We start from the raw sequence: 25,225 nt of genomic DNA, 5'->3' as shown, positions 1-25,225 counted from the left end.
TAACATCCTTTGTTGATTAATATTTCATATCATAAGTAGTCGCGTGTATTGTAAGTCGCTTATTTATTTCTGGTAATCCCTTAAGAAGCGTCTTAACTCGCATTAGCTTTAATAACCATAAAGAGATAGTAAATCTGAGCTGCTACTGTTGAATCTAATTCATCAGGTTCAAAACTAAGTTGGTTAGCATATACCATTTCTAACTGCTCTATTGGTTCCTGAGAATCTTTAAAAGATGTACCATCCATCCATGTTGTTTTTACTTGAACATTGTCAATTTGAAATGTGTCGTCTTGGTTTAACGTGAACTGGAAAGTCTGAACGTTTGCAATAACATCTAAGTGATCAACTTCCGCTCGGTCACTTTCTGACAATAGGCTTTTCATTTCAGTAAAAAATTGACCAATTCTATGTTGGCAAGAGAATTGAACAACTCTCACACCATTATCAGTCTTAAACTCTTCCCATCCACTTTCTTCACAACTTTTCCAGCTATCAAGAGCCTTTCCAACTGTTATAGTACTATTGAAGTTCATGGTCCCGTTTTTTACAAAATCTGTATCACTGCCACAACCGACTAATGTTAGGAAAACGGCTGCAATCAATAGTACTTTTCTCATTCTTTTTCTCCGTGTTGTATTATTTTTATAATCACAATATAAACAAATTCGATAAGACTATAGCTTACCGGATCGTATCCTTTTAGTTAATCTACTCCATTGACACGTTGTGAGTATTAAAAGTCATATTTGACCTCCATGCCATTGAAGTAATTTGCTTTACTACTGAAAGCTATGAAAGCTATGAAAGCTATGAAAGCTATCGTCAGAACGAAACATACCTTTAACAAAAGAAAAAATAAGCTTTTTATTCATGATGTAGGTTTGAAGTTAGCTGGGTGGAGTGGACCGAGAATCATAGACTGGCAAGATATCAAACGCTTTAGCAATACTGTGATATGAATAAAACTCTGGGTGCGTTTTAGCGAGCTTAGTACGAGAAGGACCTTCACCATGCTTATACACGTTGACGATTAACCTGAGCAGATCAATTTGCGTGTTTAGCAACGGACGATATTGGATAACATGGGATAGTGCAATGGTGCCCGGGGCCGGACTCGAACCGGCACACCATTTCTGGCGGTGGATTTTGAATCCACTGCGTCTACCGATTTCGCCACCCGGGCATCAGGGGGAAGTGCTTGTAGAGCGAGTGGCATTATACCCTCGTACCCCTCTGAATCAAGGGGCAAATGAAAACAATTTCATGTTATCATTTGCCCTCGTACAACATTTAAGCAAGAGACCTCTAATGCCAGCTTTTCCTGAACATACCCACTTTCCCCGTGCCGGTCTGGCACGCCGCTTAGGCGCCATTTTATATGACTTCCTGGTCATTATTGCGCTACTGATGTTTGCTACTATTATTGCACTCGGCTTTGTCGCTGGCCTGGTGAGTATTGGGCTTATTTCGCTGGGTGCGGAGCAGGATCATGCTTCAGTGCTGGAAGGTAACGTACTCTTTATGCTGTATCTGGTGGCTGTTATTTTCTGGTTCTATGCAGGTTTTTGGGTGCGTGGCGGACAAACGATTGGTATGCGGTCCTGGCGCCTGAAAGTGCAGAATACGGATGGTTCATGTATTGGCTGGAAACAAGCCACCATTCGTTTGCTAAGCTCAGCTTTTGGACTGAGCAATATTGGCCTGCTGTTCAGTGGCCAGCAAAAACTGGCCTGGCAGGACAAAGCCGCCAATTGCGAAGTCATTGTGCTTAGTGCTGAAGCCAATAAACTGCGCAACTGGAAGAAGTTTTAAGTTTTTTGCCGGTGCATAACGTAAATAGCCGCTGCCGCAAATAATAAACTAGGCAGCGCCGCGCCCATTACAGGCGGTAAATGATAGACCTGCGCGATGGGGCCAAACACCTGGTTGGCTACGTGGAAGACAAAACCTGTGATAACGCCCAGCAATACCCGGGCTCCCATAGTTACAGAACGTAACGGACCGAAAATGAAAGATAAGGCCACCAGTAGCATCACGGCTACTGTCAATGGCGCCAGGATTTTACGCCACAGGGCTAATTCGTAACGACTGGCATCCTGGTTATTGGCCTTCAGATAATTGATATAACTGTTCAGTCCGCTAATAGGCAGGGACTCGGGTCGTACAGTCAGCACCCCTAACTTTTCAGGGGTGAGGCCGGTTTGCCAGGACCAGCTTGCCAACCGATAATTATCAATGCGCTCCTCGCCCATCTCGGTATACGTTACGTTACGCACACGCCAGTCAGGCCCTATAAAATGGGCACTTTCACCGCGCACAACACGCTCCAGTTCGCGCTCAGCTGAAAACTGATAAATAGTCAGGTCCTGCAACAGACCCGTATCCTGCACTTCGCCGATATTAATGAACTGATTGCCGTCTTTTGCCCACTGTCCTTGAGGGCCACTGATCAGACTGCCACCGGATACGGCCTGAGCACGTAATTGACGCGCCTGGCTTTCCAGCTGCGGGGCTACCCATTCGCCTAAAGCGGTAATAGCCAGCATCATGATAATAGCCGACTTCATCGCTGAACTAACGATGTTCAGACGCGAGCGCCCTGCCGCCATCATCACCACTAATTCGCTGTTGCTGGCTAATAAACCTATGCCAATCAAACCACCCAGCAGGGTCGCCATGGGGAAAAACTGTTCTACATCACGAGGTATACTGAGTAGCACAAAGGCCAGCACGTCCATCATGTCATAGGTGCCGCGGCCAATAGCACGCACTTGCTCAACAAAACGGATCAGAGCACTAAGGCCAGCCAATACAGCCAGACTCAGGCCTGTAGTAGCCAGAATGGTTTTACCTATATAACGGTCAAGGATATTAAACATCAGCCTCGTCCCCGCACTCTGGCAATAAATCTGTGTCCTATCGGACGCCCTTTAAAAATCAGCAGTACGCCAAATATCAACAAACCAATATGAATCCACCATAAACCAATTTCCGGTGGTATAGCACCGTCCGCCATGGCCCGGCGAGCAGCCATAAGCACCAGAAAATAGCCGAGATAAATCAGCAATGCGGGCCCCATGCGGGCAAACTTGCCCTGGCGCGGGTTCACCCGGCTTAAAGGAACCGCTATCAGAGTCAACAAAGGCATGGCCAGTGGAATAGCAATACGCCACTGCAACTCAGCATGGGCCTCTGAGTCATTGCGCTGCATCAATTCCATAGTGGGTATAGCTTCCAGTCGTCGCTGGTCCTCATCCACTTCCTGCTCACGGATTTGCATCTCATACCGGTCAAACTGCATGACCTGATGGTCCAGTTCGTAAATATGTTGTGAATAACGGCGTCCATTTTCCAGAATCAAGGTCTGTGAACCAGCACTATCCATCAGTACCTGACCTGACTCAGCCATCACCACGCTGGCGCGCAGGCTGCCCGGCTCCAGACGTTCAGGTAACTGCGCAACAAAGACCTCCTGCAAACGACCATTGCCACTTTGTCCTTCAATAAAAATAACTGCATTCTGACTGCTGGCCTGTTGGAAGCGACCGGTTTGAATCGCAGCAACGCCGGCTTCCATGCGTGCGCGCTCAGCAATCTGATATTCCTGGCTCATCGCCCAGGGGCCGAGCCAGATGGTCAGCACTGCAGTGATCACCGCCAGTACCGAGGCAAAAACCAGTGTCACCCGGGCGACATACCATTCACTGACACCACAGGCGTGCAATACCGCCATTTCATTGTCGGCATAAATACGTCCGTGGGCCATTAAAATACCCAGAAAAAGACTTATTGGCAGGATCAAAGCAGCCAAAGCCGGTAATTGTAGCCCCAGCACCTGAATAATCAGTCCGGCTGGCACCTCTCCGTCTGTCGCCTGAGTAAGCACAGTAATAAACTGCTGGCTGATAAATATAGTCATCAAAACGATGAAAACAGCCAGCTGGGCTTTAAAGGTTTCACGAGTTAAGTAACGAAATATGCGCACGTAAGAGTTCTCTTAACCTTGCTTTTCACTGGAAATGAGTGAATATTTAGGTAGACTTGTTGTTTTCATAAGAATTAAACCTGCAAGCAATCTTCACAGCATGTATTCGCGTATAATGCCATGCTTGTTCAGATTTCACCAGAAATGGGAGTTACCATGGAATTTAATGTCAAAAGCGGCAGCCCGGAAAAACAGCGTTCAGCCTGTATTGTAGTCGGTGTTTTCGAGCCGCGCAGGTTATCCCCCGCTGCCGAACAGTTAGATCATATCAGTGACGGTTATATCAGCAACTTATTACGTCGCGGTGATTTGGAAGGCAAAGCAGGCCAGATGCTGCTTCTGCACAACGTACCTAACATCTTAAGCGAGCGCGTATTGCTGGTTGGCTGCGGTAAAGAACGTGAACTTGACGAGCGGCAATACAAACAGATTATTGATAAGACGATTTCCAACCTGAATGAAACCGGCTCTATGGAAGCGGTATGTTTCTTAAGTGAACTGCATGTCAAAGCCCGCGATACCTACTGGAAAGTGCGCCAGGCGGTAGAAGCCGCGAACAGCAGCCTGTACAGCTTCCATCAGCTGAAAACCAAAAAAGAAGAGCCGCGTCGCCCACTGCGTAAGCTGGTATTTAACGTGCCAACACGTCGTGAACTGAGTATCGGTGAGCGTGCTATCCAGCATGGCCTAGCAGTGGCTAAAGGTGTGACCCTGTGCCGTGATGCGGCCAATATGCCACCTAATATCTGCACCCCAATCTGGCTGGCTGAACAAGCTGAGAAAGTAGCTGAAAGCTACGACAACTTAAGCATTGAACGCGTTGACCGCGAAAAGATGGAAGAGCTGGGCATGCACAGTTACCTGGCGGTCAGCCAGGGCTCTGCCAATCCGCCTATGATGACCTTAATGCATTACAAAGGCGCGGCTGACGACAAAGCCCCTATCGTGCTGGTCGGCAAAGGCCTGACCTTTGACTCCGGCGGTATTTCTATCAAGCCTTCTGAAGGCATGGATGAAATGAAATACGACATGGGTGGCGCAGCCGGTGTGCTGGGTGCCATGCAGTCACTTGCTGAACTGCAACTGCCTATTAACGTAGTGGGTGTGCTGGCTGGCTGTGAAAACATGCCGGACGGCAAAGCTTATCGTCCTGGCGATGTGATCACTACCATGTCAGGCCAGACGGTAGAAGTGCTGAATACCGACGCTGAAGGCCGCCTGGTACTGTGCGATGCACTGACCTACGTAGAGCGTTTTAATCCTGAGACCGTCATTGATATGGCCACCTTAACTGGTGCCTGTGTTATTGCCCTGGGTTCTCATGCCAGTGCGGTGTTAAGCAGCCATAATCCACTGGCTCACGAACTGATCAACGCCGGTGAACAAAGCAGCGATCGCGCCTGGCGCCTGCCGTTATGGGATGAATACCAGGACATGTTGGACAGCCCATTTGCAGACATGACCAACCTCGGCGGCCGTCCTGCAGGTACTATTACTGCAGCCTGCTTCCTATCGCGCTTTACTAAGAAGTACAACTGGGCACACATGGATATCGCAGGTACCGCCTGGAACAGTGGCAAAAACAAAGGCGCAACTGGTCGTCCGGTGCCTTTATTAACCCAGTACCTGCTCACTAAAGCCGGCGCTGAGACGGGCGAATAATTTTGGCACAGGGTAATTTTTATATACTCGACAATATTGCACCAGCACAACACCTGGAGTTTGTCTGCCAGTTGGTATGCGACCAGTACCGGGACGGCAAACGTGTGGCCCTGATGGCGCAGGACCAAAGCCAGGCGGAAGCGCTGGACGAGTTGTTATGGAAGTTACCTGCCGATGCTTTTATTCCCCATAATCTGGCGGGAGAAGGTCCCGCCAGTGGTACGCCGGTGATGATAAACTGGCCCGACAGCCAGCAGTCCTTTCAGGGCCACCGCCACTGTCTGCTCAATCTGGCCACCGAAGTACCGGCTCAGGCGCAACAAAGTCGCCATATTATCGACTTTGTGCCAACCGAAGAACAGGCGCGCATACAGGCGCGCGAACGTTATAAGCATTATCGGAAGCTCGGTTTTTCGATCAATACCGATCAGGCCGAACTAACCACCAGCAATTAAATGCCAGCAATCAAACGCCAGCAATAAAAACGAAGGATATTATGGATAAGACATACTCCCCCCAGGCCATTGAAGAATCGCTGTATGAAAACTGGGAACAGGCAGGTTATTTTAAGCCCGACGGCCAGGGTGAATCTTATTGCATTATGATACCGCCCCCCAATGTGACAGGTAGCCTGCATATGGGGCATGCCTTTCAGCACACCATTATGGACACCCTGACCCGCTATAAGCGCATGGACGGCTACAACGCCCTGTGGCAGGTTGGTTCTGATCATGCTGGCATTGCCACGCAAATGGTTGTGGAGCGCAAACTGGCCGCTGAGAATGCGCCTACTCGCCATGAAATGGGTCGCGAAGCCTTCATTGACAAGATCTGGGAATGGAAAGCTGAGTCTGGTGGCAATATTACCCAACAAATGCGCCGTTTAGGTGATTCTGTAGACTGGGAGCGCGAACGCTTCACTATGGATGACGGCTTGTCCGAAGCAGTGCAGGAAGTTTTTGTACGCCTTTTTGAAGAGGATCTGATTTACCGCGGAAAGCGCCTGGTCAACTGGGATCCTAAACTGAAAACCGCTATTTCTGATCTGGAAGTCGAAAACCACGATACCCAGGGCAAACTATGGCACCTGCGTTATCCATTGGCCGACGGCGCTACTACGGCTGATGGCAAAAACTATCTGGTGGTTGCCACCACCCGTCCGGAAACTATGCTGGGCGATGCCTGTGTGGCTGTGCACCCGGATGATCCGCGCTACACCTCATTACAGGGCAAATTTATCGATCTGCCTTTAGTCGGCCGCCGCATTCCAATCATAGCCGACGATTACGTGGATCAGGAGTTTGGTACCGGCTGTGTGAAAATCACCCCGGCTCATGACTTTAATGACTACGAAGTGGGCAAAAAGCATCAGTTGCCACTGATCAATATCCTAAGCGATGAAGCGCACATTCTGAACGCCGCTGAAATTTATAATACCCAGGGCGAAGCCATTACCGATATGGACGAAAGCCTGCCAGCCGAGTTTGCCGGCATGGAACGCTTTGCAGCCCGTAAAGCTGTTGTCGAAGCTCTGCAGCAAGCGGACTTAATGGAAGCTATTGAAGAGCATACCAACAAGGTGCCTATGGGCGACCGCTCCGGTGTGGTGATTGAACCTTTCCTGACCGATCAGTGGTATGTGCGTGTAGCTCCTATGGCCAAAGTCGCTACTGAAGCGGTGGAAGACGGTCAGATTGAATTCGTACCTAAGCAATATGAAAACATGTACTTTGCCTGGATGCGCGATATTCAGGACTGGTGCATTTCCCGTCAGCTATGGTGGGGTCACCGAATTCCAGCCTGGTATGACGACGCAGGCAATATCTATGTGGGTCGTACCGAACAGGAAGTCCGTGACAAATACAAGCTGGGCGATACCGCTATCCGCCAGGACGAAGATGTACTGGACACCTGGTTCTCCTCAGCGTTGTGGACGTTCTCCACACTAGGCTGGCCTGAGAACACAGACGACTTAAAAACCTTCCATCCAACCGATGTGCTGGTGACAGGTTTTGACATTATTTTCTTCTGGGTAGCACGCATGATCATGATGACCATGCACTTTCTGAAAGACGAGAAAGGTCAGCCTCAGGTACCCTTTAAAAAGGTCTACGTCACAGGGCTTATCCGTGACGAAGAAGGCCAGAAAATGTCCAAATCCAAAGGCAACGTGCTGGACCCTCTGGATATGATTGACGGCATTTCACTGGATGGCCTGCTGGAAAAACGCACGGCTAATATGATGCAGGGCAAGCAGGCAGATAAAATCGCCAAACGTACCCGCAAAGAATTCCCTGAAGGCATTACTGCTCACGGCACCGATGCGTTGCGTTTCACCTTAACGGCACTGGCTTCAACCGGCCGTGATATAAACTGGGACATGAGACGCCTGGAAGGGTATCGTAACTTCTGCAACAAGCTGTGGAACGCCAGTCGTTATGTGTTAATGAACACTGAAGAACATGACTGTGGTTTGGATGGCGGCGAGATTGAACTGTCATTAGCCGATCAATGGATTATCGAGCGCAGTAACCAGGCGGTGGCAGAATTCCGTAAAGCTTTAGATCAATACCGTTTTGACCAGGCCGCGGCTATTGCTTATGAATTTACCTGGAACCAGTTCTGTGACTGGTATCTGGAGCTGACCAAGCCGGTTATCTTTAACGGCAGCGAAGCCCAGCAACGGGGCACCCGTCAGACCCTGATACGGACCTTAGAAAAACTACTGCGCATGCTGCACCCTATTACGCCTTATATTACTGAAGCTATCTGGCAACGGGTCGCGCCAGTATCTGGTATCGACACCAGCAGCCGTAAGAGCATCATGGTGGAGCCTTTCCCTCAGGTTGAAACTGAGCAGTATCCGCAGGCTATGGCGGACATGGAGTGGCTGAAACAGGTCATTGAAGGAGTGCGTAACATTCGCGGTGAAATGGACATTTCGCCGAACAAAGCACTGCCTTTATTGCTTCAACACGCTGACGAAACTGCCAGCCGTCGGTTGCAGCAGAATGCCAGCTTCCTGAAAGCCCTGGCGAAACTGGAAAGCATCGACTTCTTGTCCGATGCTGAAGAAGGCCCGGCGTCAGCAACTGCTCTGATAGGTAAGCTGGAGCTGCATATCCCAATGGCCGGTTTAATTGATAAAGACGCCGAACTGGCACGTCTGGACAAGGCAATCGATAAAGCTAATGGTGAAATCAAACGGGTGCAGGGCAAGCTAGGTAACGAGAGTTTTGTCAGCAAAGCGCCGGCCGCTGTTATTGATAAGGAAAGAGCTAAGCTTGCTGAGCAGGAAGAGACGCTGGCAACCTTAACCCAGCAACGGGCTAAGATTGCAGCTATGTAGCAGGAGTAGTTAAGAGTTAATGGATGACGGGCGCATCGTCGCCCTCATCCTCATTCTCGTTCTCATAATCTTCTTCATCGTCCAGCTCTGGCAGGTAAGTACCCCAGCCGTCATACTCAAGATTAAACTTATCCACCAGCGCATAAATAACGTCCGTCTGCTGATTAATGGCATCCTGCTGTAATGGGCTTTCAATCAGGATGTCACAGCAATACCCCGTATTGCCGTCGTCCAGTTCAACTTCATCGGCATCGTCAACTTCGTACCCTTTTTTAACCAGCTCTACCACTGCTTTTTCCAGGTTATCAAAATTAACGCTAAATAAATGATGCTCAATCAGGTGCACGGTTTCCAGTTCTGCACCGGCTTCCTGCAGTTCATTCAGGGTTTCCCGGGTAAAAGCACGGCATGCCTGTTCACTGTCTAATATTTCAAATTCCTGATCGCTCATTAAGCCCTCCTGCATCAAGCAATTGCTTTATCTCTGGCTGCCACCTCAGCGTCCAGTTCTGCTATTTTAGCATCCATTTGCTCATGGCACTGTTGCATTAAGGGACGAACATCATTTTTTGTCAGGCCTTCGGTGCTAATGGGCGCCATCATTTCAAGAATGACAGTGCCATTACGCCAGCGATTCAGCTTTACCTGATCGTGGGTACTCGACATGCACACGGGCACTATCGGCACATCCGCTTGCAATGCGGTATGAAAAGCACCGGTTTTAAAGGGTAATAAACGCTTGCCATAACTACGGGTACCTTCCGGAAACATCCACACTGAAAGCTGGCGTTCTTTAATCGCATTAGCCGCACTCGAAATAGTGCCATGGGCTTTGCCGCTGTTTTTGCGATCAATTAAAATATTTCCAGCCAGCCAGTAAACCTGACCAAAGAAAGGAACCCACTTCAGGCTTTTTTTACCAATGCTGACCGTGCCTGGTAACAGGGAGCGGCTCATGGTAAGGATGTCATAGCTGTTCTGATGGTTGGCGATAAATACAAAAGGCCCGCCCTTTTCCACTTCAGGCGGCACCCGTATCTCAAGCTTGAGTCCAATAACACGATGCATCCGGCCAAAAGCATGCGCCATGATAGCGGTGTTATTGCGGTGGAATGGGCGCAGTATTAAAAACAAACACCCAAACACACCAACCAGAATAAAGAGAATTGCTAAAATTAATAGTCTGACTGCAGCTAACATCGGTCACTCTCACTATGTTTTTGATGCGCCAAGTATACCTGCTTCATAAACGGATTTCTCGTTTCAGCGTACAGGTGTGACCTTTTTTTTAGCTTAATGCTCACCAGCCAGAATCGCATCCACCCGTTGCAGTCCACGAGGCAGTTTATTGCCCCTACGACCGCGCTCACCGCGATAGTGTTCAAGGTCTGCAGGTTTCAGTACCAGCTTACGTTTACCCGCCAATACGGTCACACTGCTCTCCGCAGGCACTACCGAAATTGCACTGACATACTCTTCGCGCAACTTAGCGCGGGTCGTTGGGATGCTTAGCATCTTATTGCCCTTGCCTTTGCTCAGCTGTGGCATATCAGCTAATGGGAAGACCAGCATGCGGCCCTCGTTGGAAATCACCACCACCTGATCGGTGGCAAAATCAGACACGGCGACTGGTGGTAATGCCCGGGATGCACTTGGCAGGCTTAGCAATGCCTTACCGTTCTTCATTCGACTTTGCATATCCGAGAACTTAGTCACAAACCCATAACCGGCGTCAGAACCGACCAGATATTCCTGTTCGTTCTCGCCCATCAATACCTGTTCAATAACTTCGCCACTGACCAGGCTAAAGCGCCCGGTTAAGGGCTCGCCATGTGTGCGGGCGGAAGGCAGGGTATGGGCTTCACAGGCAAAACTGCGCCCGGACGAGTCGATAAACACAACTGGCTGATTACTGCGCCCTTTGGCCGCCGCCAGGAATTCGTCACCGGACTTATAACCTAATCCGGAACCATCTACGTCGTGGCCTTTAGCTGAACGTACCCAGCCTTTTTTCGACAGCACTACAGTAACAGGTTCAGATGGTGCCAATTCGCGCTCGCTCAGCGCTTTGGACTCGCCCCGCTCAACCAGTGGTGAACGACGGTCATCGCCATATTTTTCCGCATCGGCCAGCAGTTCTTTTTTGATCAAAGTCTTCATACGACGGTCTGAGCTTAACAAGGTAGTTAGCTTATCCCGCTCTTTCGCCAGTTCGTCCTGCTCGCCGCGTAACTTCTGCTCTTCAAGCTTGGCCAGGTGGCGTAATTTCAGTTCCAGAATGGCTTCAGCCTGGGTTGCTGTGAGCTTAAAGCGCTCCATCAGCACCGGCTTAGGTTTATCTTCGGTACGAATAATTTCTATGACTTCGTCGATGCTCAGAAAAGCAATCAACAAACCTTCCAGAATATGCAGACGGCTTTCAACTTTATCCAGGCGGTATTGCAGGCGACGGGTTACGGTCTGCAGACGGAACTGCAGCCATTCGCCAAGAATAGTCACCAGCGACTTCACCTGGGGCCGTCCGTCCAGGCCCAGCATATTGAGGTTAACCCGGAAGTTTTTCTCTAAATCCGTAGTAGCAAACAAATGCGCCATTAACTGGTCAGTATCCACCCGGTTGGAACGCGGCACGACCACCAGACGAGTCGGGTTTTCATGATCTGACTCATCACGCAGATCAGCCACCAATGGCAGCTTTTTCGCCTGCATCTGGCCCGCGATTTGCTCAAGAATACGTGCACCCGAGGAATGGTGAGGGAGCGCTTCAATGACAATCTCCCCTTCTTCTATGGTGTAGGTAGCACGCATTTTTATCGAGCCACGACCGGTACGATAAATCTGCTCTAAATCTTTGGCGGGGGTTATGACTTCAGCATCCGTTGGATAGTCCGGACCTTTTACAAACTCCATCAAATCTTCTAGTTCGGCTTTCGGATTATCCAGCAACAAGGCACAGGCGTTGGCGACTTCGCGGGCATTATGCGGCGGTATGTCAGTCGCCATACCCACGGCTATGCCGGTTACACCATTCAACAGAATGTGCGGCAATCGAGCCGGTAGTACCTGAGGTTCACTCATGGTGCCGTCGAAGTTGGGTATCCAGTCCGAAGTGCCCTGGCCAAGTTCTGATAACAAGACTTCACTGAAACGCGAGAGACGGGATTCAGTATAACGCATAGCCGCAAATGACTTAGGGTCATCCGGCGAACCCCAGTTGCCCTGTCCGTCAATTAACGGATAACGGTATGAGAATGGCTGTGCCATCAACACCATGGCTTCATAACAGGCTGAATCACCATGAGGGTGAAACTTACCTAATACGTCACCGACAGTACGCGCTGACTTTTTGTACTTAGCCAGTGCCGACAAACCCAGTTCTGACATCGCATACACAATACGTCGTTGCACGGGCTTAAGGCCATCACCTACGTTCGGTAAGGCCCGGTCCATGATCACGTACATCGAATAATTTAAATACGCATCTTCAGTGAAGCGATGCATTTCAAGCTGTTCTTCGCTTTCCAGCATAGTACTCATAATTTAAGCCAGTTCTACCAGGTTGCCTTTCGATTCTAACCAGCTGCGGCGGTCGCCTGAGCGTTTTTTTGCCAGCAGCATATCCATTAACATTTCAGTTTCGTGCATATCGGTAATAGTTAATTGCACCAGTCGCCGGGTATTGGGATCCATGGTGGTTTCGCGTAACTGAATGGGGTTCATTTCACCCAGACCTTTAAAGCGCTGCACGTTTACCTTGCCGCGTTTCTTCTCTGCTTCAATACGATCCAGAACACCCTGCTTTTCACTTTCATCCAGTGCATAAAACACTTCTTTGCCGACATCAATACGGTATAACGGCGGCATAGCCACGTAGACATGACCAGCGGCCACTAGTGAAGGGAAATGGCGCACAAAGAGTGCGCATAATAAGGTCGCGATATGTAAACCGTCTGAATCCGCATCCGCCAGAATACATATTTTACCGTAGCGTAATTTGGCCAGGTCAGGAGCTCCGGGATCAACGCCCAAAGCGACTGAAATATCGTGAATTTCCTGCGAGCCCAGCACCTGATCAGAGTCCACTTCCCAGGAATTAAGGATCTTCCCCCGTAGCGGCATCACCGCCTGAAAGTCGCGATCCCGGGCCTGCTTGGTAGACCCGCCGGCTGAATCCCCTTCGACCAGAAAGAGTTCACTGCGTGAAGTGTCCTGACTGGCACAGTCAGTCAGTTTGCCCGGCAATGGAGGCCCCTGGGTGACCCGTTTACGTATCACTTTTTTACTTGCACGCATACGACGTTGCGCATTGGTAATGCACAGCTCAGCTATCTGCTCCGCCAAATCGGTGTGTTCATTCAGCCACAAACTGAAAGCGTCTTTTACTACGCCACTAACAAAAGCAGAAGTCTGCCGTGACGACAGGCGTTCCTTGGTTTGTCCGGAAAACTGCGGGTCTGACATTTTAATGGAAAGAATAAAACTACAACGTTCCCAGATATCTTCTGGCGTTAAGCGCACACCGCGTGGTAACAGGTTACGGAATTCACAGAATTCGCGCAGTGCTTCCAGCATGCCCTGACGCAGGCCATTAACATGAGTACCGCCCTGTGCAGTTGGGATCAGATTGACATAACTTTCATGAATACCCTCGCCGCCTTCAGGCAACCAGGTGACAGCCCAGGCAGCGGCTTCTTCTGAGGCACTGAAATCGCCAATAAAAGGCTCTTCCGGTATACGTTCAAAATCTTTTACCGCCTCACACAGGTAGTCCTGTAAACCACCTTCGTATAACCAGTTTTCTTCCAGGTTCTGATTATGGTCAATAAACTTAATCGCCAGCCCCGGACATAACACGGCTTTGGCGCGTAACTGATACATCAGACGAGTGACTGAAAATTTAGGGCTGTCAAAATAACTGACATCAGGCCAGAAACGCAGGCGGGTACCTGTATTGCGCTTGCCGACGGTACCTGTCACTTCAAGTTCACGAGTTTTATCGCCACTAGCAAAACTCATTTCATAAACCTGACCGTCGCGCTTAACCGTTACATCCAGCTTTGTCGACAAGGCATTAACCACTGAAATGCCGACCCCATGCAAACCACCGGAAAACTGGTAGTTCTTATTCGAGAATTTGCCCCCTGCATGCAACTTAGTCATGATCAGTTCGACACCGGGTAAACCTTCTTCCGGATGAATATCAACCGGCATGCCACGCCCGTCATCCAGTACTTCCAAAGACTGATCGTCATGTAGAATTACGGTGATGGAACGAGCGTGCCCGGCCAGCGCTTCATCGACACTGTTATCAATAACTTCCTGGGCCAGGTGGTTAGGTCGGGTTGTGTCCGTGTACATTCCGGGGCGTCGACGCACCGGTTCGAGGCCATTCAGGACCTCAATAGCATCCGCTTTATAATCACTCATTATTATGCTTTACCTGAAACTTAAAAGACATTCCGGCAGCCTGCGCTGTCAAATCCTGCCAACGGCCCTTATTGAAACAGAGGCGCAGCCAATCGGCCAGAAAATTATTTATCTGACGTTTTTCATCACGCTGATGCATGTTCTCGTTTGGCTGCTCATAATGAGCCGCAAACCTGTCCAAACCCTGACTGGCAATCATCTCCGCCAGCTGCATATCGTGGTACAAACGTACCGTGAAGCTGGACTTCAGATAGTCAGGCGATAATGGCTGCAACTGCTCAATTTTTATATCTGTCGTATAAGGTGCATCGGTCAGTATTCTAACTTCAAAAGTGAGCTGCTCACCAATAGCCAGGGTGCGACTCTCGCCTACGGCAAAAGTATCCGGCAACAAACTGGCTGCAGCCGCATAGTTGCGTTCGGCCAGACTCTGCATCTCTCGCAGGTTATGTACGTACTGCCGCTTCTTCATCGGTTACTTCTCATCTACCTGTTGATTCCACTCATCACACAAGACTTCATGGTGCAACGCCAGCCACTGTAATGCAATCACCGTCGCCGCATTATCCAGCACACCACACTCAAGCATCTGCATTACTTGCTCCCGGGCTACCGGTTGTATCCGTATATCTTCATGCTCACTATCAAGCCCACCATAAAGACTTGCCTGAGTCGCATCTACGCGCGCCATGTAAATATATATCCGCTCAGTCAAACCGCCCGGGCTGGATAAATAACTCATAGCGTAAGTTAAACGATCACAGGTAAGTCCGGCTTCTTCATCCAGTTCTCTGTGCGCGACATTCTCAATGCTCTCATCAGACTCTGTCATGCCTGCCACCAGTTCAATTAGCCAGGGGCTTTCACTGGTGGCCAGCGCGCCCACGCGGAATTGCTCGAGCATCACAATTTCATCACGCACCGGATCATAAGGCAAAACTACCACGGCATGGCCCCGGTCCATCACTTCCCGTTCAATTTCCTCGCTCCAGCCTCCTTTAAAAAGGCGGTGCTGCAAGCGATATAAAGTGGTCTTAAAAAAGCCCTGATGGAGAGGCTTTTTATCCAGAATCCGTACATCCCCTGCCGAAAACTCCACTTTCCCTTCTGTCAACTTAGACACAGGAACTCCTTTGCTTTAAAGTCTCTAATTTAAACAACCTGAATGCGTGATATGTTACCGATCCAGAGGCGTTACAATCAAACATTCTGTTACACTTGCAAGCGGCGAAAAAATGTTCTTTAGCATACGCTTTTAAAGCAAAACGCGCTAACATGTGGCCAGTTAGGATTTACAGGCTCAGAAATATAAAAATTTCCAATATGACAAGGGAAAATATCGATGAAAATCAGATTACTGACGCTTACCCTGAGTATTAGCCTCGGCGTCTCCAGTATTACCGCTAATGCCACCGATCTTACCGATATCTATCGCATGGCACTAGAAAATGATCCACAATTACTACGTGCCGCTTCGGAACGTGATGCAGCCAAATCATCAGTGGATGTTTCCCGCGCTGACTGGTGGCCGCAAATAAATCTTCAGGTAGGTTATTCCTATAGGGATGTAGAATCTGCCAATATTGATAACCCCAACGTTATTAACAGCACCAGAACCCGTACTTTTGGCCAGGAAATTAACTTATCGCAACAGGTATTTAATTTGGGTACCTGGCGCAGCACCGGCATTGTAGAAAAGCAGGCCTATCAGGCGGAAGTGAATTATCTGCTTTCCCGTCAGCAGTTAATGCTGCGTGTTACGGATGCTTATTTTAACGTATTAGCCGCTCAGGATAACCTTGAGTTCGCACGAGCAGAAAAACGCGCTATTGAGCGCCAGCTGGATCAAACCCGTCAGCGTTTCTCGGTTGGTTTGATCGCTATTACCGATGTGCATGAAGCGCAGGCACAGTACGACAATGTCCTGGCCCAGGAAATTCAGGCACAGAACCAGGTAGAAATTGCCCTTGAAGCCTTGCGTGAAATCACCGGGCGTTCACATCAGGATATTCAGGTGCTGAATACGGAGCGCTTTGACCCGGCATCACCGCAACCTACCGGAGCGCGTCGCTGGGTGGATACCGCTCACGAAAGAAATTTGCAGTTATTAATCAGCCGTAGCGCTCTTGAAATCGCCGACCAGAACATTGAACTGGCGCGCACGGGACATTATCCAACCGTCAGACTAAGTGCAAGCTACGGCAACAGCGATGCTACACGTCACAGCGGTGATCAGAGACTCAGGACTAATGGCTTGAACACAAGCGAGATTGGCTTGCAGCTAAATCTGCCTTTGTATCTGGGTGGTCGCACCGTAGCCAGCACTGAAGAAGCACGTAATGACTACGTTGCCGTCAGTCAGACTCTGGAAGAGAACCGTCGTCAGGTTGAACGTACCGTGCGTACGGCTTATCTGGACGTAGTGGCAAACATTTCCACTATCCGCGCACTAGAGCAAGCGGTGGTTTCAGCAGAAAGTGCTTTAAATGCAACTCAGGCAGGTTTTGAAGTCGGTACCCGTACTATTGTAGATGTACTCGACAGTACCCGTAACCTGTTTAATGCACGACGCAATCTATCGGAAGCCCGCTATGGCTACATTCGGGGCGTTTTAACCCTGGAACAGGCCGCAGGGACTATCAGCGAAGACGACTTATTTGCTGTCAATGATGCCTTAATGCCAGCCGAGCGAGCAGAAACACCGGAAGCTCCAATACCTGACCCGGATATTCAGCAACAATAAAATAAAAACAGCCGGCTTAAGCCGGCTGTTTTTTACCTGCCTTTTCGCTACAAGCAAATTCAGTTAGACTGATCCCGGTTTATTACAAAGAGTTTTACTGTGAATAAAAACGCTGTTGCCCTACCCTCTTTTCAGGCTCGCTTTCTGCTTCCTAAATACTGGCCAACCTGGCTTGGTGTAGGTGTGCTATATGCTCTGTCCTGGTTACCTTACCGGCTGCAGCTGGTTTTAGGCCGAGGCCTGGGCAAGTTACTTTATAAAATACTTCCCAAGCGGGTCAAAATTGCGCGCCGTAATCTGCAACTTTGCTACCCTGATATGCCCACCGAAGAGCGCGAGCAATTATTAAAAGAAAACTTCGCGAATAATGGCATTGCACTATTTGAAACAGGAATTGCCTGGTGGTGGCCTGACTGGCGGCTCAAGCGCAAACTAACCATATCAGGCTGGGAACATATTCAGCATAATATTGATAATGGCTATGGCAGCCTTGTTTTGTTATTCCACTTTCTGAACCTGGAAGTACATGCCCGGGTGGTTGGTTTACACCATCCGTCCATAGGTTTGTACCGCCCACATAACAACGCGTTGATGGAATATCTGCAAACCAAAGGCCGTAGTCGCAGTAACAAATACATGATTCAGCGAAAGGATGTCCGGGGCATGATTCGGGCACTCAACGACGGCGAAGTTTGTGGCTACCTGCCGGATCAGGATTATGGTCCCCGACGCAGCGTCTTTGTACCTTTGTTTGATGTTCCGGACGCCTGTACTACCACTGGCACCAGTATTTTTGCCGGACTGAAAAAAGCGCGACCTCTTGTTAGTGTATGTAAACGCTTACCTAAAGGTCGCGGTTATCATCTGCATTTTTACCCATTGCAGGAAGATATTCCGACAGGCGACCTTGTTGAGGACGCCAGCCGGATAAACAAAGAAGTAGAGCGCGCTATAGCAATGCAGCCGGAACTTTATATGTGGGTTCACCGACGTTTTAAGACCCGACCGGAAACTGATATGCCTAGCTATTACCGCTAATCAGGCTCCAGCATTCGCGACCAGATCGCTTTCACTTTATTAATATGGGTTGAGAAATCCTGATCGCTCAACCCTCCCCTTTCCGCAAGCGCCAGCCGATGAGACTCTATACGGTAAGCCTGATAAGCGTCTACTAAATCGTGATAATCCTGTTCAGGCAAAATTTCAAGTTGCCGGGCTGTGTTCAAAATTCGCACGTTGTCAGTATAACGACAGAGCTTATGAGTATGTTCATGGGCATGCAGCAAAACCAGAAACTGAGTAATAAATTCAATATCAGCAACGCCTCCCGGCATTTGTTTAATATCCAGCTGATCCGCGTGTTTCTTCCACAAATGTTCGCGCATGCGGGCGCGCATTTTTACAATGTCCGCCCGCAATTCTTGCTCATCTCTGACTAATTTCAGTTGCTCTTCACGTATTTTAAGAAAACGCTCACGTAATTCAGCATGGCCGAATACCATTCTGGCACGAACCAGAGCCTGCAATTCCCAGGTCCAGGCTTCCCGTGACAGGTAATCACTGTAAGTGGCCAGTTGAATAACCAATAAGCCGCCGCTGCCGGATGGTCGTAGCCGCATATCCACTTCATAGAGCACCCCTGACATGGTGCGGGTAGTGAACAGGTGCAGTACGCGCTGTGCCAGCCGCAGATAAAACTGTTGTACATCAATAGGACGCTGACCATCCGTTTGCGCATCTGGGATATCGTCGCAAACAAATACCAGATCCAAATCGGAACCGTAACCCAATTCCATACCACCCAGTTTGCCATAACCAAGTACGGCAAAACCGCTGTTATGGGCATCTCGTCCTGGTGGCACACCGTGGCGTTCGGTTAGTTGTTGCCAGGCCATTATGACTACCTGTTCAATAACGGCTTCAGCAAGATGCGTCAGGTGATCGCTAACCCGCATTAAGTGCACTGCCTTGCTCACATCTGCGGCAGCTATCTTAAGCTGAAATGCCTGTTTCGCCTGGCGCAGAGTTTCCATCTGCGCTTCCATGTCGTCCAGCGGAATACGCGCCATAAATTCATGCACAGACGCTTTATAGCTGTCCACTTCAGGAAGGTCATACAATTGTGCAGGATCTATTAATTCATCCAGTAGGTGTGGGTAACGGGCCAGCTGCCCCGCTATCCAGGGACTATCTTTGCACAGCAACACCAGCTGTTCCCTGGCTCCTTTATTGTGAGCCAATAACTCCAGATAGGTCGTGCGTGAAGCAATCTGCTGTAAGACTGAAAAAATACGCGCCAGTAAATCACTACTGCCACTTTTCCTGATGCTCAGCTCCACCAGCACAGGTACTAGCTGCGCAAGCAGTTCCCGGCCCCGTGGGCCTGGTGTACGCTTTCGCACGTCCTGCCGGAAACCATTGATTTTTTGCCACCAGGTAGCAGCATCTTCAACGCCCGCTTCTTCAAGTACTTCATGAGCAGTTTCATCGGCCAGCAAGTCCTGCCATAAAATAGCCAGATCACTGTCTTCTTCACCCATCATTTCCTCTTCGCCACCGATCACAGCTAAGAAATGTCGATGAATGTTTTGCATCTGTTGTTGCAGATCTTTAATCAAGGTTACAAAATCAGGTCGTCCGCAAGCCTCTGCCAGACGCATCTGATCCAGCTCCTCTTGCGGCAAACTCTGAGTCTGTTCATCATGCAGTTGCTGTAAAATATGTTCAATTTTTCGCAGGCAGGCATAAGCTTGCTGCAACTCTGCGGCGTCGCCTTTACTCAATAAATTATGCTCAGCGCAAGCTTCTAATGCGGGCAATAAGGAGCGGGTTTGCAGGTCTCGCTCACGGCCGCCACGAATCAACTGAAAAGCCTGGGCAATAAATTCCACTTCACGGATACCGCCAAGTCCCAGTTTGATATTATCGCTGACACCCCGTCGGCGCGCTTCCTGATTGATTAACAATTTCATTTTACGCAGCGCTTCAATAGCGCTGTAATCCAGATAACGACGGAATACAAAGGGTCGTAACAGGTTATACAGCTCTTCGCGCCATGGCTCACTCAGGTTCAGGTAGCGGGCTTTCACCATGGCATAACGTTCCCAGTTCCGCCCTTGTTCCTGATAATAGTCTTCCAATGCTGAGAAACTTGTGGCCATCGGTCCGGCCTGGCCAAAAGGCCGCAGCCTCATATCCACCCTGAACGCCTGACCATCAACCGTTTGCTGACCGAGCATTTTTATTAGTGCCTGCCCCATACGGGTAAAATAAATGCTATGTTCCAGATTTTGTCGCCCGCCCTGAGTTTCTCCCTGGATTGGGTAACAAAAGATCAAATCAATATCAGAAGAAAAATTAAGTTCTTCACCGCCGAGTTTTCCCATCGCGATGATCACTAGCGGAAGTATCTCGCCCTGCTCATCCAGAGCCTGGCCCCAGCGCGGTCGATAAAACTTCTCCAGCCATTGGGTGCTTTGTTCGATTAAAGCGTCCGCCAAAGCTGTATTTGCGGTAAAGAAATCAGTGAGCGACAACTGTCCGCTTAAATCCAACGCTGCCAAACGGGCCAGCTGGGTATGACGTAGACGACGAATCTCAGCCATCGCATTGTCTTCATTATCACAGTTCTGCAGCGCCTGAGTTACCAAAGGAGTATATTCGGGAGGTTCTTTAATCCGGATAACCTGATACGCCTGCATGCCATAACGGCGCAATACCCAGCCAATGAAGTCACTGATAGCCACTAACCAACGTAACCAGTCACGTTCATCCTGAGCTAACTCCTCAAGCTGCGGATGCGCGTCAACAATTAAAGACCAGCTGTTCTCTGCTTCCTTTTGCAGCAAAGCTGGTAATTTCTCATAACTGGTATGCTCTGGCCGTAATGGCTGCAAATTATTATCTCCCCTGCATCAATGCATAACCGCGCTGCGCTTTGCTTTCATCAAAGGCAGTTAGGTGTACTGATTGATTTAACTGGTCAGCAAAACTGCGTAAAGCATCAACCGAACCCGACAACAATTCAAGTTCCAGCTCATAAATTCGCTGGGTCTGGTCTCCGGCTCGAATAAAGCCATCATCAAGAGCTATTTCAATCCTATTTTCTGCATTATCAGAGTTGAAATCAGCAATCCAAATCGAACGTTCGAAGTCTACGCTAAACTGCAGCAGTAACTCCTTATTTATAACACTTATATCCATATCAGAAGGCCATATATCGGCAGGAAAACTTGTTAAATCGGGCGTTTGCAAATCAGTTGCCGGGAGGTTGTATTCCGGTCGCTGATGTAATCCATTATTTACCGTACCTGCCAGTTTAATTGTCTGTTCCGCTTCCATCCCTTGCTCTGTGCGCCAGCGGCGAATGCGGCAGCCAATACGGAAACGCTGCAGATCTTTTTCTGCGGTATCAAAGTATTCATTAATCAGGTGGCGACTTTGCTGCGCGCTGGTACACTTATTCAAATAGCTCCGCAGAGCCTTGTCATCGGCTGCGGAGAAGGTAAATTTAAGTTCGCTCTCTTGATTCATCAGTGCTCTGTTTATCTGAGTTTATTTGCAATAATGCAAGCTTATGCTGAAGTAGCAAAGGACTCAAGAATAATGAATAAAGTGTAAAATATCGCAGTTAGCCTTCGTTTCGTCCTTAAATTTGTGTTTTCTGCCAAAATTAGGCTACAACTAGGCTTTACCAAGCAGAAAATAGTCATATACTGGCGTCAATACCCAAAGTGGGGGTAGCCAAGTCGAATTCGCTTCGACAGAGTTTTACAGGAGATGTAATGTTCAAAGCGAGTAAAGTGTTAGAAGCACATTATGATGGCAACCAGCTGGATGAACTATGGAAAGCTGTCTCAGACAATTATATTGTCGACGAAGAAAGCTACCTGAAAGAGTTAATCGCTCTGCTTCCCAGCGACGAAGAAACCATTCAACGACAGACTGACAAGTCCCGTGAACTGGTTAAGCAGGTCCGCCGGGATGCCGGTCGTGGTGACGGTGTTGACGCATTTCTACAGCAATACAGCCTGGATACTCAGGAAGGTATTGTATTAATGTGTCTGGCTGAAGCTCTGCTACGCATTCCTGATGGCCCTACCGCCGACGCATTAATTCGCGATAAGCTTTCCGGCGGTGCCTGGAAAGATTACCTGAAAAAAAGCGAATCTATGCTGGTCAATTCAGGTACCTGGGCTTTGAACCTCACGACTCAGGTAATTAATCCTAAAGGCCGCGAAGAAGACACACCGGTGTCACGCTTCCGCCGCCTGGTAAAACGCCTTGGCGAGCCTGTAGTGCGCAATGCAACCCATCATGCTATGCAGCTCATGGGTAAGCAGTTTGTGCTCGGTCGGAGCATCGAAGAAGCGCTCAAAAACAGCCGTAAGAATCGCGACATCGGTTATACCCACGCGTACGACATGCTGGGTGAAGCTGCGCTGACCATGAAAGATGCAAAGCGTTACCACAACGCTTATGTGGATTCGATAAAAACAGTAGCCGCGGAAAAATTCAATAATCCGGACGTACCCCGTCCTACGATCTCCATTAAGCTATCTGCATTGCACCCGCGTTATGAAGCGTCTAACCATGATCGCATTCTGGACGAGCTGGCAACTGACCTGCTGGAGCTGATAAAGCTGGCTAAACAGGCCGATGTTGGAGTCACTATAGACGCCGAAGAGATGGATCGCCTGGAGCCTTCCCTTGAGCTCTTTGAAAAAGTTTACCGTAGCGGTGTATGCAAAGACTGGCCACGCTTTGGCCTGGTCGTTCAAGCCTATTCTACCCGTGCTTTACCTGTACTTTGCTGGGTTAACGCGCTGGCCAAAGAAATAGGTGACGAGATACCGATTCGATTGGTTAAAGGCGCCTACTGGGACACTGAAATCAAACTGTCCCAACAGCTTGGCCTCGACGGCTACCCTGTATTTACCCGCAAGGCGAGTACTGACGTATCTTTCCTGGCGTGTGCCCGGTATCTGCTGAGTGAACAGACTGAAGGTAACTTATACCCACAGTTTGCAACTCATAATGCGCAATCCATTATTGCCATTCAGGAACTGGCTAAAGATGGCCGACGTTATGAATTCCAACGCCTGCATGGTATGGGTAAAGACTTATACAACACCGTATTGAAAGAAGATAAAGGTCGTACTGTACGTATTTATGCACCTGTAGGTGAACATAAAGATTTACTGCCATATCTGGTGCGCCGTTTGCTTGAAAATGGTGCCAACAGCTCTTTCGTACACAAATTACTGGATCCTAGTGTAGAGGTGGACGAGCTGGTCGAGCACCCGCTGGAAAACCTGCGCAAGAAACCTTCTCTGGCCAACGACAAGATTCCTCTGCCTAAAGGCATCCTAGGTTCACGTAAAAACTCTTCAGGACTCAATATGAATATTCACTCTCAAGGTGACCAATTCTTCGAAAAAATTCGCAGCTACCAAAACAACCAATGGCAGGGTGGACCTATCATTGGTGGCGAGCTGGTAACTGCTGACCACAAAGTCTCAGTCACCAGCCCACAGCAGACCTCACAGCAGATGGGCACCATCGGCTGGGCTGACGCTAAGCTGGCCGAAAAAGCACTGACCATTGCTAACCAGGCTTTCCCGGCCTGGACCCGAACCAAAGCTGACGATCGTGCAGTGAAGCTTGAAAAGCTGGCTGATCTGCTGGAAGAGAACATGCATGAGCTGATCGCACTTTGCACCCTGGAAGCTGGCAAAAGCCTGCAGGATGGAGTTGATGAAGTCCGTGAAGCCGTCGATTTCTGTCGTTATTACGCGATTAAAGCGCGTGAGTTAATGAGCGAAGGTGAAAAACTGCCAGGGCCAACCGGCGAGAAGAACGAACTTTTTGTTCAGGGTCGCGGCACTTTTGTCTGCATCAGCCCGTGGAACTTCCCACTGGCTATCTTTTTAGGTCAGGTTACCGCTGCTTTAGCCACCGGTAACTGTGTTATTGCTAAACCGGCAGAGCAGACTGGGTTAATCGCCTATCGTGCGGTACAACTGGCATTGGAAGCTGGTATTCCAGGCGACGTGTTGCACTTCTTACCCGGCAACGGTGCTGAAATTGGTGCTTATCTGGTGAGCCAGGAGAATATTGGGGGCGTTTGTTTTACTGGCTCCACTAATACCGCCCAGGCTATTAACCGGGCATTGGCTGCACGTAGTGGCACTATAGTGCCACTGATCGCTGAAACCGGTGGTCAGAACGCTATGATGATTGATTCCACCGCTCTGCCAGAACAGGTGGTTACTGACGTCGTGCATAGCGCTTTTGCCAGTGCTGGCCAGCGCTGTTCTGCATTACGTGTACTTTACGTGCAGGACGACATCGCCGACCGCGTACTCGATCTGCTAAAAGGCTCTATGGCGGAATTAACCGTTGGCGATCCTATCGATCACAAAACTGACGTTGGTCCGGTGATTGACGGTATCGCTAAAACTAACCTGGAACAACATATTCAGGATATCCAGCAAGCCGGTACGATAATCGGCGAAGCTCCTATGCCTGAATATACTCAGGGTGGAACCTTTGTTACACCGACCGCTATCGAAATTGATAGTATCAGTCAGCTAGTACGCGAAAACTTTGGCCCTATTTTGCATGTTATCCGCTTCAAGAATAAAGAAGTCGATAAGGTCATAAATGACATCAATGACACTGGTTTCGGTTTAACCTTTGGTATTCATAGTCGCAATGAAACCTTTGCCTATGATGTAGCACGCAAGATCAATGTTGGTAACGTCTATATTAACCGTAACCAGATTGGCGCTATTGTCGGTGTACAGCCATTTGGCGGTCAGGGTCTGTCCGGTACCGGTCCTAAAGCAGGTGGTCCTCACTACCTGTATGCCTTTATGACTGAAAAAACCTTCAGCGATAACATCACCGCAGTAGGTGGCAACGCCACACTGCTTTCACTCGGTGACTAAATAATAATAGTGATGCCAAAAACGCCAGCCGGGTAGCCGACTGGCGTTTTTTGTTTTTACTCTCAGATGGCTATAATAGCTGATATCTTTTCAGTTTAAGCAGA

Annotated in this window: 18 protein-coding genes and 1 tRNA gene; 7 read left to right on the top strand and 12 right to left on the bottom strand. The window is 49.1% G+C overall.

What is annotated here, in order from left to right; translation table 11 throughout:
• Nucleotides 1-92: 92 nt before the first annotated feature.
• Together CWE09_RS13735 and CWE09_RS13730 are read right to left on the bottom strand one after the other, a co-directional pair.
• On the bottom strand, nt 93-620 hold the full coding sequence (locus CWE09_RS13735) for a hypothetical protein (RefSeq protein ID WP_126804640.1): 528 nt from the start codon (nt 618-620) through the stop codon (nt 93-95).
• Between the two features lie 479 nt (nt 621-1,099).
• A tRNA-Leu gene (locus tag CWE09_RS13730) sits at nt 1,100-1,186 on the bottom strand.
• A 125-nt stretch (nt 1,187-1,311) separates the two neighbouring features.
• On the opposite strand from CWE09_RS13730, the gene CWE09_RS13725 reads away from it, so the two are divergent.
• Nucleotides 1,312-1,815, top strand: coding sequence for an RDD family protein (locus CWE09_RS13725; protein WP_157982866.1), 504 nt, complete (start codon nt 1,312-1,314; stop codon nt 1,813-1,815).
• Here the strand turns inward: CWE09_RS13725 and lptG are convergent.
• Both lptG and lptF read right to left on the bottom strand, forming a co-directional pair.
• On the bottom strand, nt 1,812-2,882 hold the full coding sequence (gene lptG, locus CWE09_RS13720) for an LPS export ABC transporter permease LptG (RefSeq protein ID WP_126804638.1): 1,071 nt from the start codon (nt 2,880-2,882) through the stop codon (nt 1,812-1,814). The two genes, CWE09_RS13725 and lptG, sit on opposite strands and share 4 nt — an antisense overlap.
• Nucleotides 2,882-3,988: an LPS export ABC transporter permease LptF gene (gene lptF / locus CWE09_RS13715; protein WP_126804637.1), complete on the bottom strand. Its 1,107-nt coding sequence runs from the start codon at nt 3,986-3,988 to the stop codon at nt 2,882-2,884. The genes lptG and lptF overlap by 1 nt, the downstream gene beginning before the upstream one ends.
• Nucleotides 3,989-4,144: 156 nt before the next feature.
• Here lptF and pepA point away from each other — a divergent pair, with 156 nt between their 5' ends.
• Genes pepA through CWE09_RS13700 form a run of 3 tightly spaced genes read left to right on the top strand, consistent with a single transcriptional unit; the run spans nt 4,145 to nt 8,999 of the window.
• On the top strand, nt 4,145-5,650 hold the full coding sequence (gene pepA / locus CWE09_RS13710; RefSeq protein WP_126804636.1) for a leucyl aminopeptidase: 1,506 nt from the start codon (nt 4,145-4,147) through the stop codon (nt 5,648-5,650).
• Between the two features lie 2 nt (nt 5,651-5,652).
• On the top strand, nt 5,653-6,105 hold the full coding sequence (locus CWE09_RS13705) for a DNA polymerase III subunit chi (RefSeq protein ID WP_157982865.1): 453 nt from the start codon (nt 5,653-5,655) through the stop codon (nt 6,103-6,105).
• Between the two features lie 41 nt (nt 6,106-6,146).
• Entirely contained in the window at nt 6,147-8,999 is a 2,853-nt protein-coding gene (locus CWE09_RS13700; RefSeq protein WP_126804634.1) for a valine--tRNA ligase, read from the top strand.
• Nucleotides 9,000-9,015: 16 nt separating this feature from the next.
• On the opposite strand, the gene rraB is transcribed toward CWE09_RS13700, so the two are convergent.
• The 6 genes from rraB to nudF all read right to left on the bottom strand — a co-directional run bounded on the left by rraB (nt 9,016) and on the right by nudF (nt 15,540).
• On the bottom strand, nt 9,016-9,450 hold the full coding sequence (gene rraB, locus CWE09_RS13695; RefSeq protein ID WP_157982864.1) for a ribonuclease E inhibitor RraB: 435 nt from the start codon (nt 9,448-9,450) through the stop codon (nt 9,016-9,018).
• A 14-nt stretch (nt 9,451-9,464) separates the two neighbouring features.
• The gene (locus CWE09_RS13690; RefSeq protein WP_126804632.1) at nt 9,465-10,199 is read right to left on the bottom strand and encodes a 1-acylglycerol-3-phosphate O-acyltransferase; all 735 of its coding nucleotides are present in this window, start codon (nt 10,197-10,199) and stop codon (nt 9,465-9,467) included.
• Nucleotides 10,200-10,292: 93 nt separating this feature from the next.
• Nucleotides 10,293-12,536: a DNA topoisomerase IV subunit A gene (gene parC, locus CWE09_RS13685; protein WP_126804631.1), complete on the bottom strand. Its 2,244-nt coding sequence runs from the start codon at nt 12,534-12,536 to the stop codon at nt 10,293-10,295.
• A gap of 3 nt (nt 12,537-12,539) precedes the next feature.
• Complete coding sequence (gene parE, locus CWE09_RS13680; RefSeq protein WP_420808003.1) at nt 12,540-14,429, bottom strand: DNA topoisomerase IV subunit B; 1,890 nt, start codon at nt 14,427-14,429, stop codon at nt 12,540-12,542.
• Nucleotides 14,419-14,898, bottom strand: a complete 480-nt coding sequence (locus tag CWE09_RS13675; RefSeq protein ID WP_126804629.1) for a DUF1249 domain-containing protein — start codon at nt 14,896-14,898, stop codon at nt 14,419-14,421. Before CWE09_RS13675 ends, parE begins: the two co-directional genes overlap by 11 nt.
• A 3-nt stretch (nt 14,899-14,901) precedes the next feature.
• Nucleotides 14,902-15,540 (bottom strand): ADP-ribose diphosphatase, encoded by a 639-nt coding sequence (nudF, locus tag CWE09_RS13670; protein WP_198679805.1) that lies wholly within the window; start codon nt 15,538-15,540, stop codon nt 14,902-14,904.
• Nucleotides 15,541-15,768: 228 nt separating this feature from the next.
• Here nudF and tolC point away from each other — a divergent pair, with 228 nt between their 5' ends.
• Entirely contained in the window at nt 15,769-17,169 is a 1,401-nt protein-coding gene (gene tolC, locus CWE09_RS13665) for an outer membrane channel protein TolC (RefSeq protein ID WP_126804627.1), read from the top strand.
• A gap of 99 nt (nt 17,170-17,268) precedes the next feature.
• A complete protein-coding gene (gene lpxL / locus CWE09_RS13660; RefSeq protein ID WP_126804626.1) occupies nt 17,269-18,207 on the top strand; it encodes an LpxL/LpxP family Kdo(2)-lipid IV(A) lauroyl/palmitoleoyl acyltransferase in 939 nt (312 codons plus the stop codon).
• Here the strand turns inward: lpxL and glnE are convergent.
• Nucleotides 18,204-21,065, bottom strand: a complete 2,862-nt coding sequence (glnE, locus tag CWE09_RS13655; protein ID WP_126804625.1) for a bifunctional [glutamate--ammonia ligase]-adenylyl-L-tyrosine phosphorylase/[glutamate--ammonia-ligase] adenylyltransferase — start codon at nt 21,063-21,065, stop codon at nt 18,204-18,206. The two genes, lpxL and glnE, sit on opposite strands and share 4 nt — an antisense overlap.
• 4 nt (nt 21,066-21,069) lie before the next feature.
• The gene (locus CWE09_RS13650; RefSeq protein ID WP_126804624.1) at nt 21,070-21,702 is read right to left on the bottom strand and encodes a CYTH domain-containing protein; all 633 of its coding nucleotides are present in this window, start codon (nt 21,700-21,702) and stop codon (nt 21,070-21,072) included.
• 251 nt (nt 21,703-21,953) lie between these two features.
• On the opposite strand from CWE09_RS13650, the gene putA reads away from it, so the two are divergent.
• The gene (gene putA / locus CWE09_RS13645) at nt 21,954-25,121 is read left to right on the top strand and encodes a bifunctional proline dehydrogenase/L-glutamate gamma-semialdehyde dehydrogenase PutA (protein WP_126804623.1); all 3,168 of its coding nucleotides are present in this window, start codon (nt 21,954-21,956) and stop codon (nt 25,119-25,121) included.
• Nucleotides 25,122-25,225: the final 104 nt, after the last annotated feature.

Source organism: Aliidiomarina minuta, assembly GCF_003987145.1.
Classification (GTDB): Bacteria; Pseudomonadota; Gammaproteobacteria; order Enterobacterales; family Alteromonadaceae; genus Aliidiomarina; species Aliidiomarina minuta.
Note: the sequence above shows the minus strand (reverse complement) of the source record. Positions and strands in the feature narration are given on the sequence as shown.

Coding starts and splice junctions, on each gene's coding strand:
- pepA (WP_126804636.1), top strand. CDS start 4,145: ATGGAATTTAATGTCAAAAGCGGCAGCCCGGAAAAACAGCGTTCAGCC.
- lptG (WP_126804638.1), bottom strand. CDS start 2,882: ATGTTTAATATCCTTGACCGTTATATAGGTAAAACCATTCTGGCTACT.
- parC (WP_126804631.1), bottom strand. CDS start 12,536: ATGAGTACTATGCTGGAAAGCGAAGAACAGCTTGAAATGCATCGCTTC.
- CWE09_RS13700 (WP_126804634.1), top strand. CDS start 6,147: ATGGATAAGACATACTCCCCCCAGGCCATTGAAGAATCGCTGTATGAA.
- CWE09_RS13735 (WP_126804640.1), bottom strand. CDS start 620: ATGAGAAAAGTACTATTGATTGCAGCCGTTTTCCTAACATTAGTCGGT.
- CWE09_RS13675 (WP_126804629.1), bottom strand. CDS start 14,898: ATGAAGAAGCGGCAGTACGTACATAACCTGCGAGAGATGCAGAGTCTG.
- rraB (WP_157982864.1), bottom strand. CDS start 9,450: ATGAGCGATCAGGAATTTGAAATATTAGACAGTGAACAGGCATGCCGT.
- putA (WP_126804623.1), top strand. CDS start 21,954: ATGTTCAAAGCGAGTAAAGTGTTAGAAGCACATTATGATGGCAACCAG.
- CWE09_RS13650 (WP_126804624.1), bottom strand. CDS start 21,702: ATGAATCAAGAGAGCGAACTTAAATTTACCTTCTCCGCAGCCGATGAC.
- CWE09_RS13725 (WP_157982866.1), top strand. CDS start 1,312: ATGCCAGCTTTTCCTGAACATACCCACTTTCCCCGTGCCGGTCTGGCA.
- CWE09_RS13690 (WP_126804632.1), bottom strand. CDS start 10,199: ATGTTAGCTGCAGTCAGACTATTAATTTTAGCAATTCTCTTTATTCTG.
- tolC (WP_126804627.1), top strand. CDS start 15,769: ATGAAAATCAGATTACTGACGCTTACCCTGAGTATTAGCCTCGGCGTC.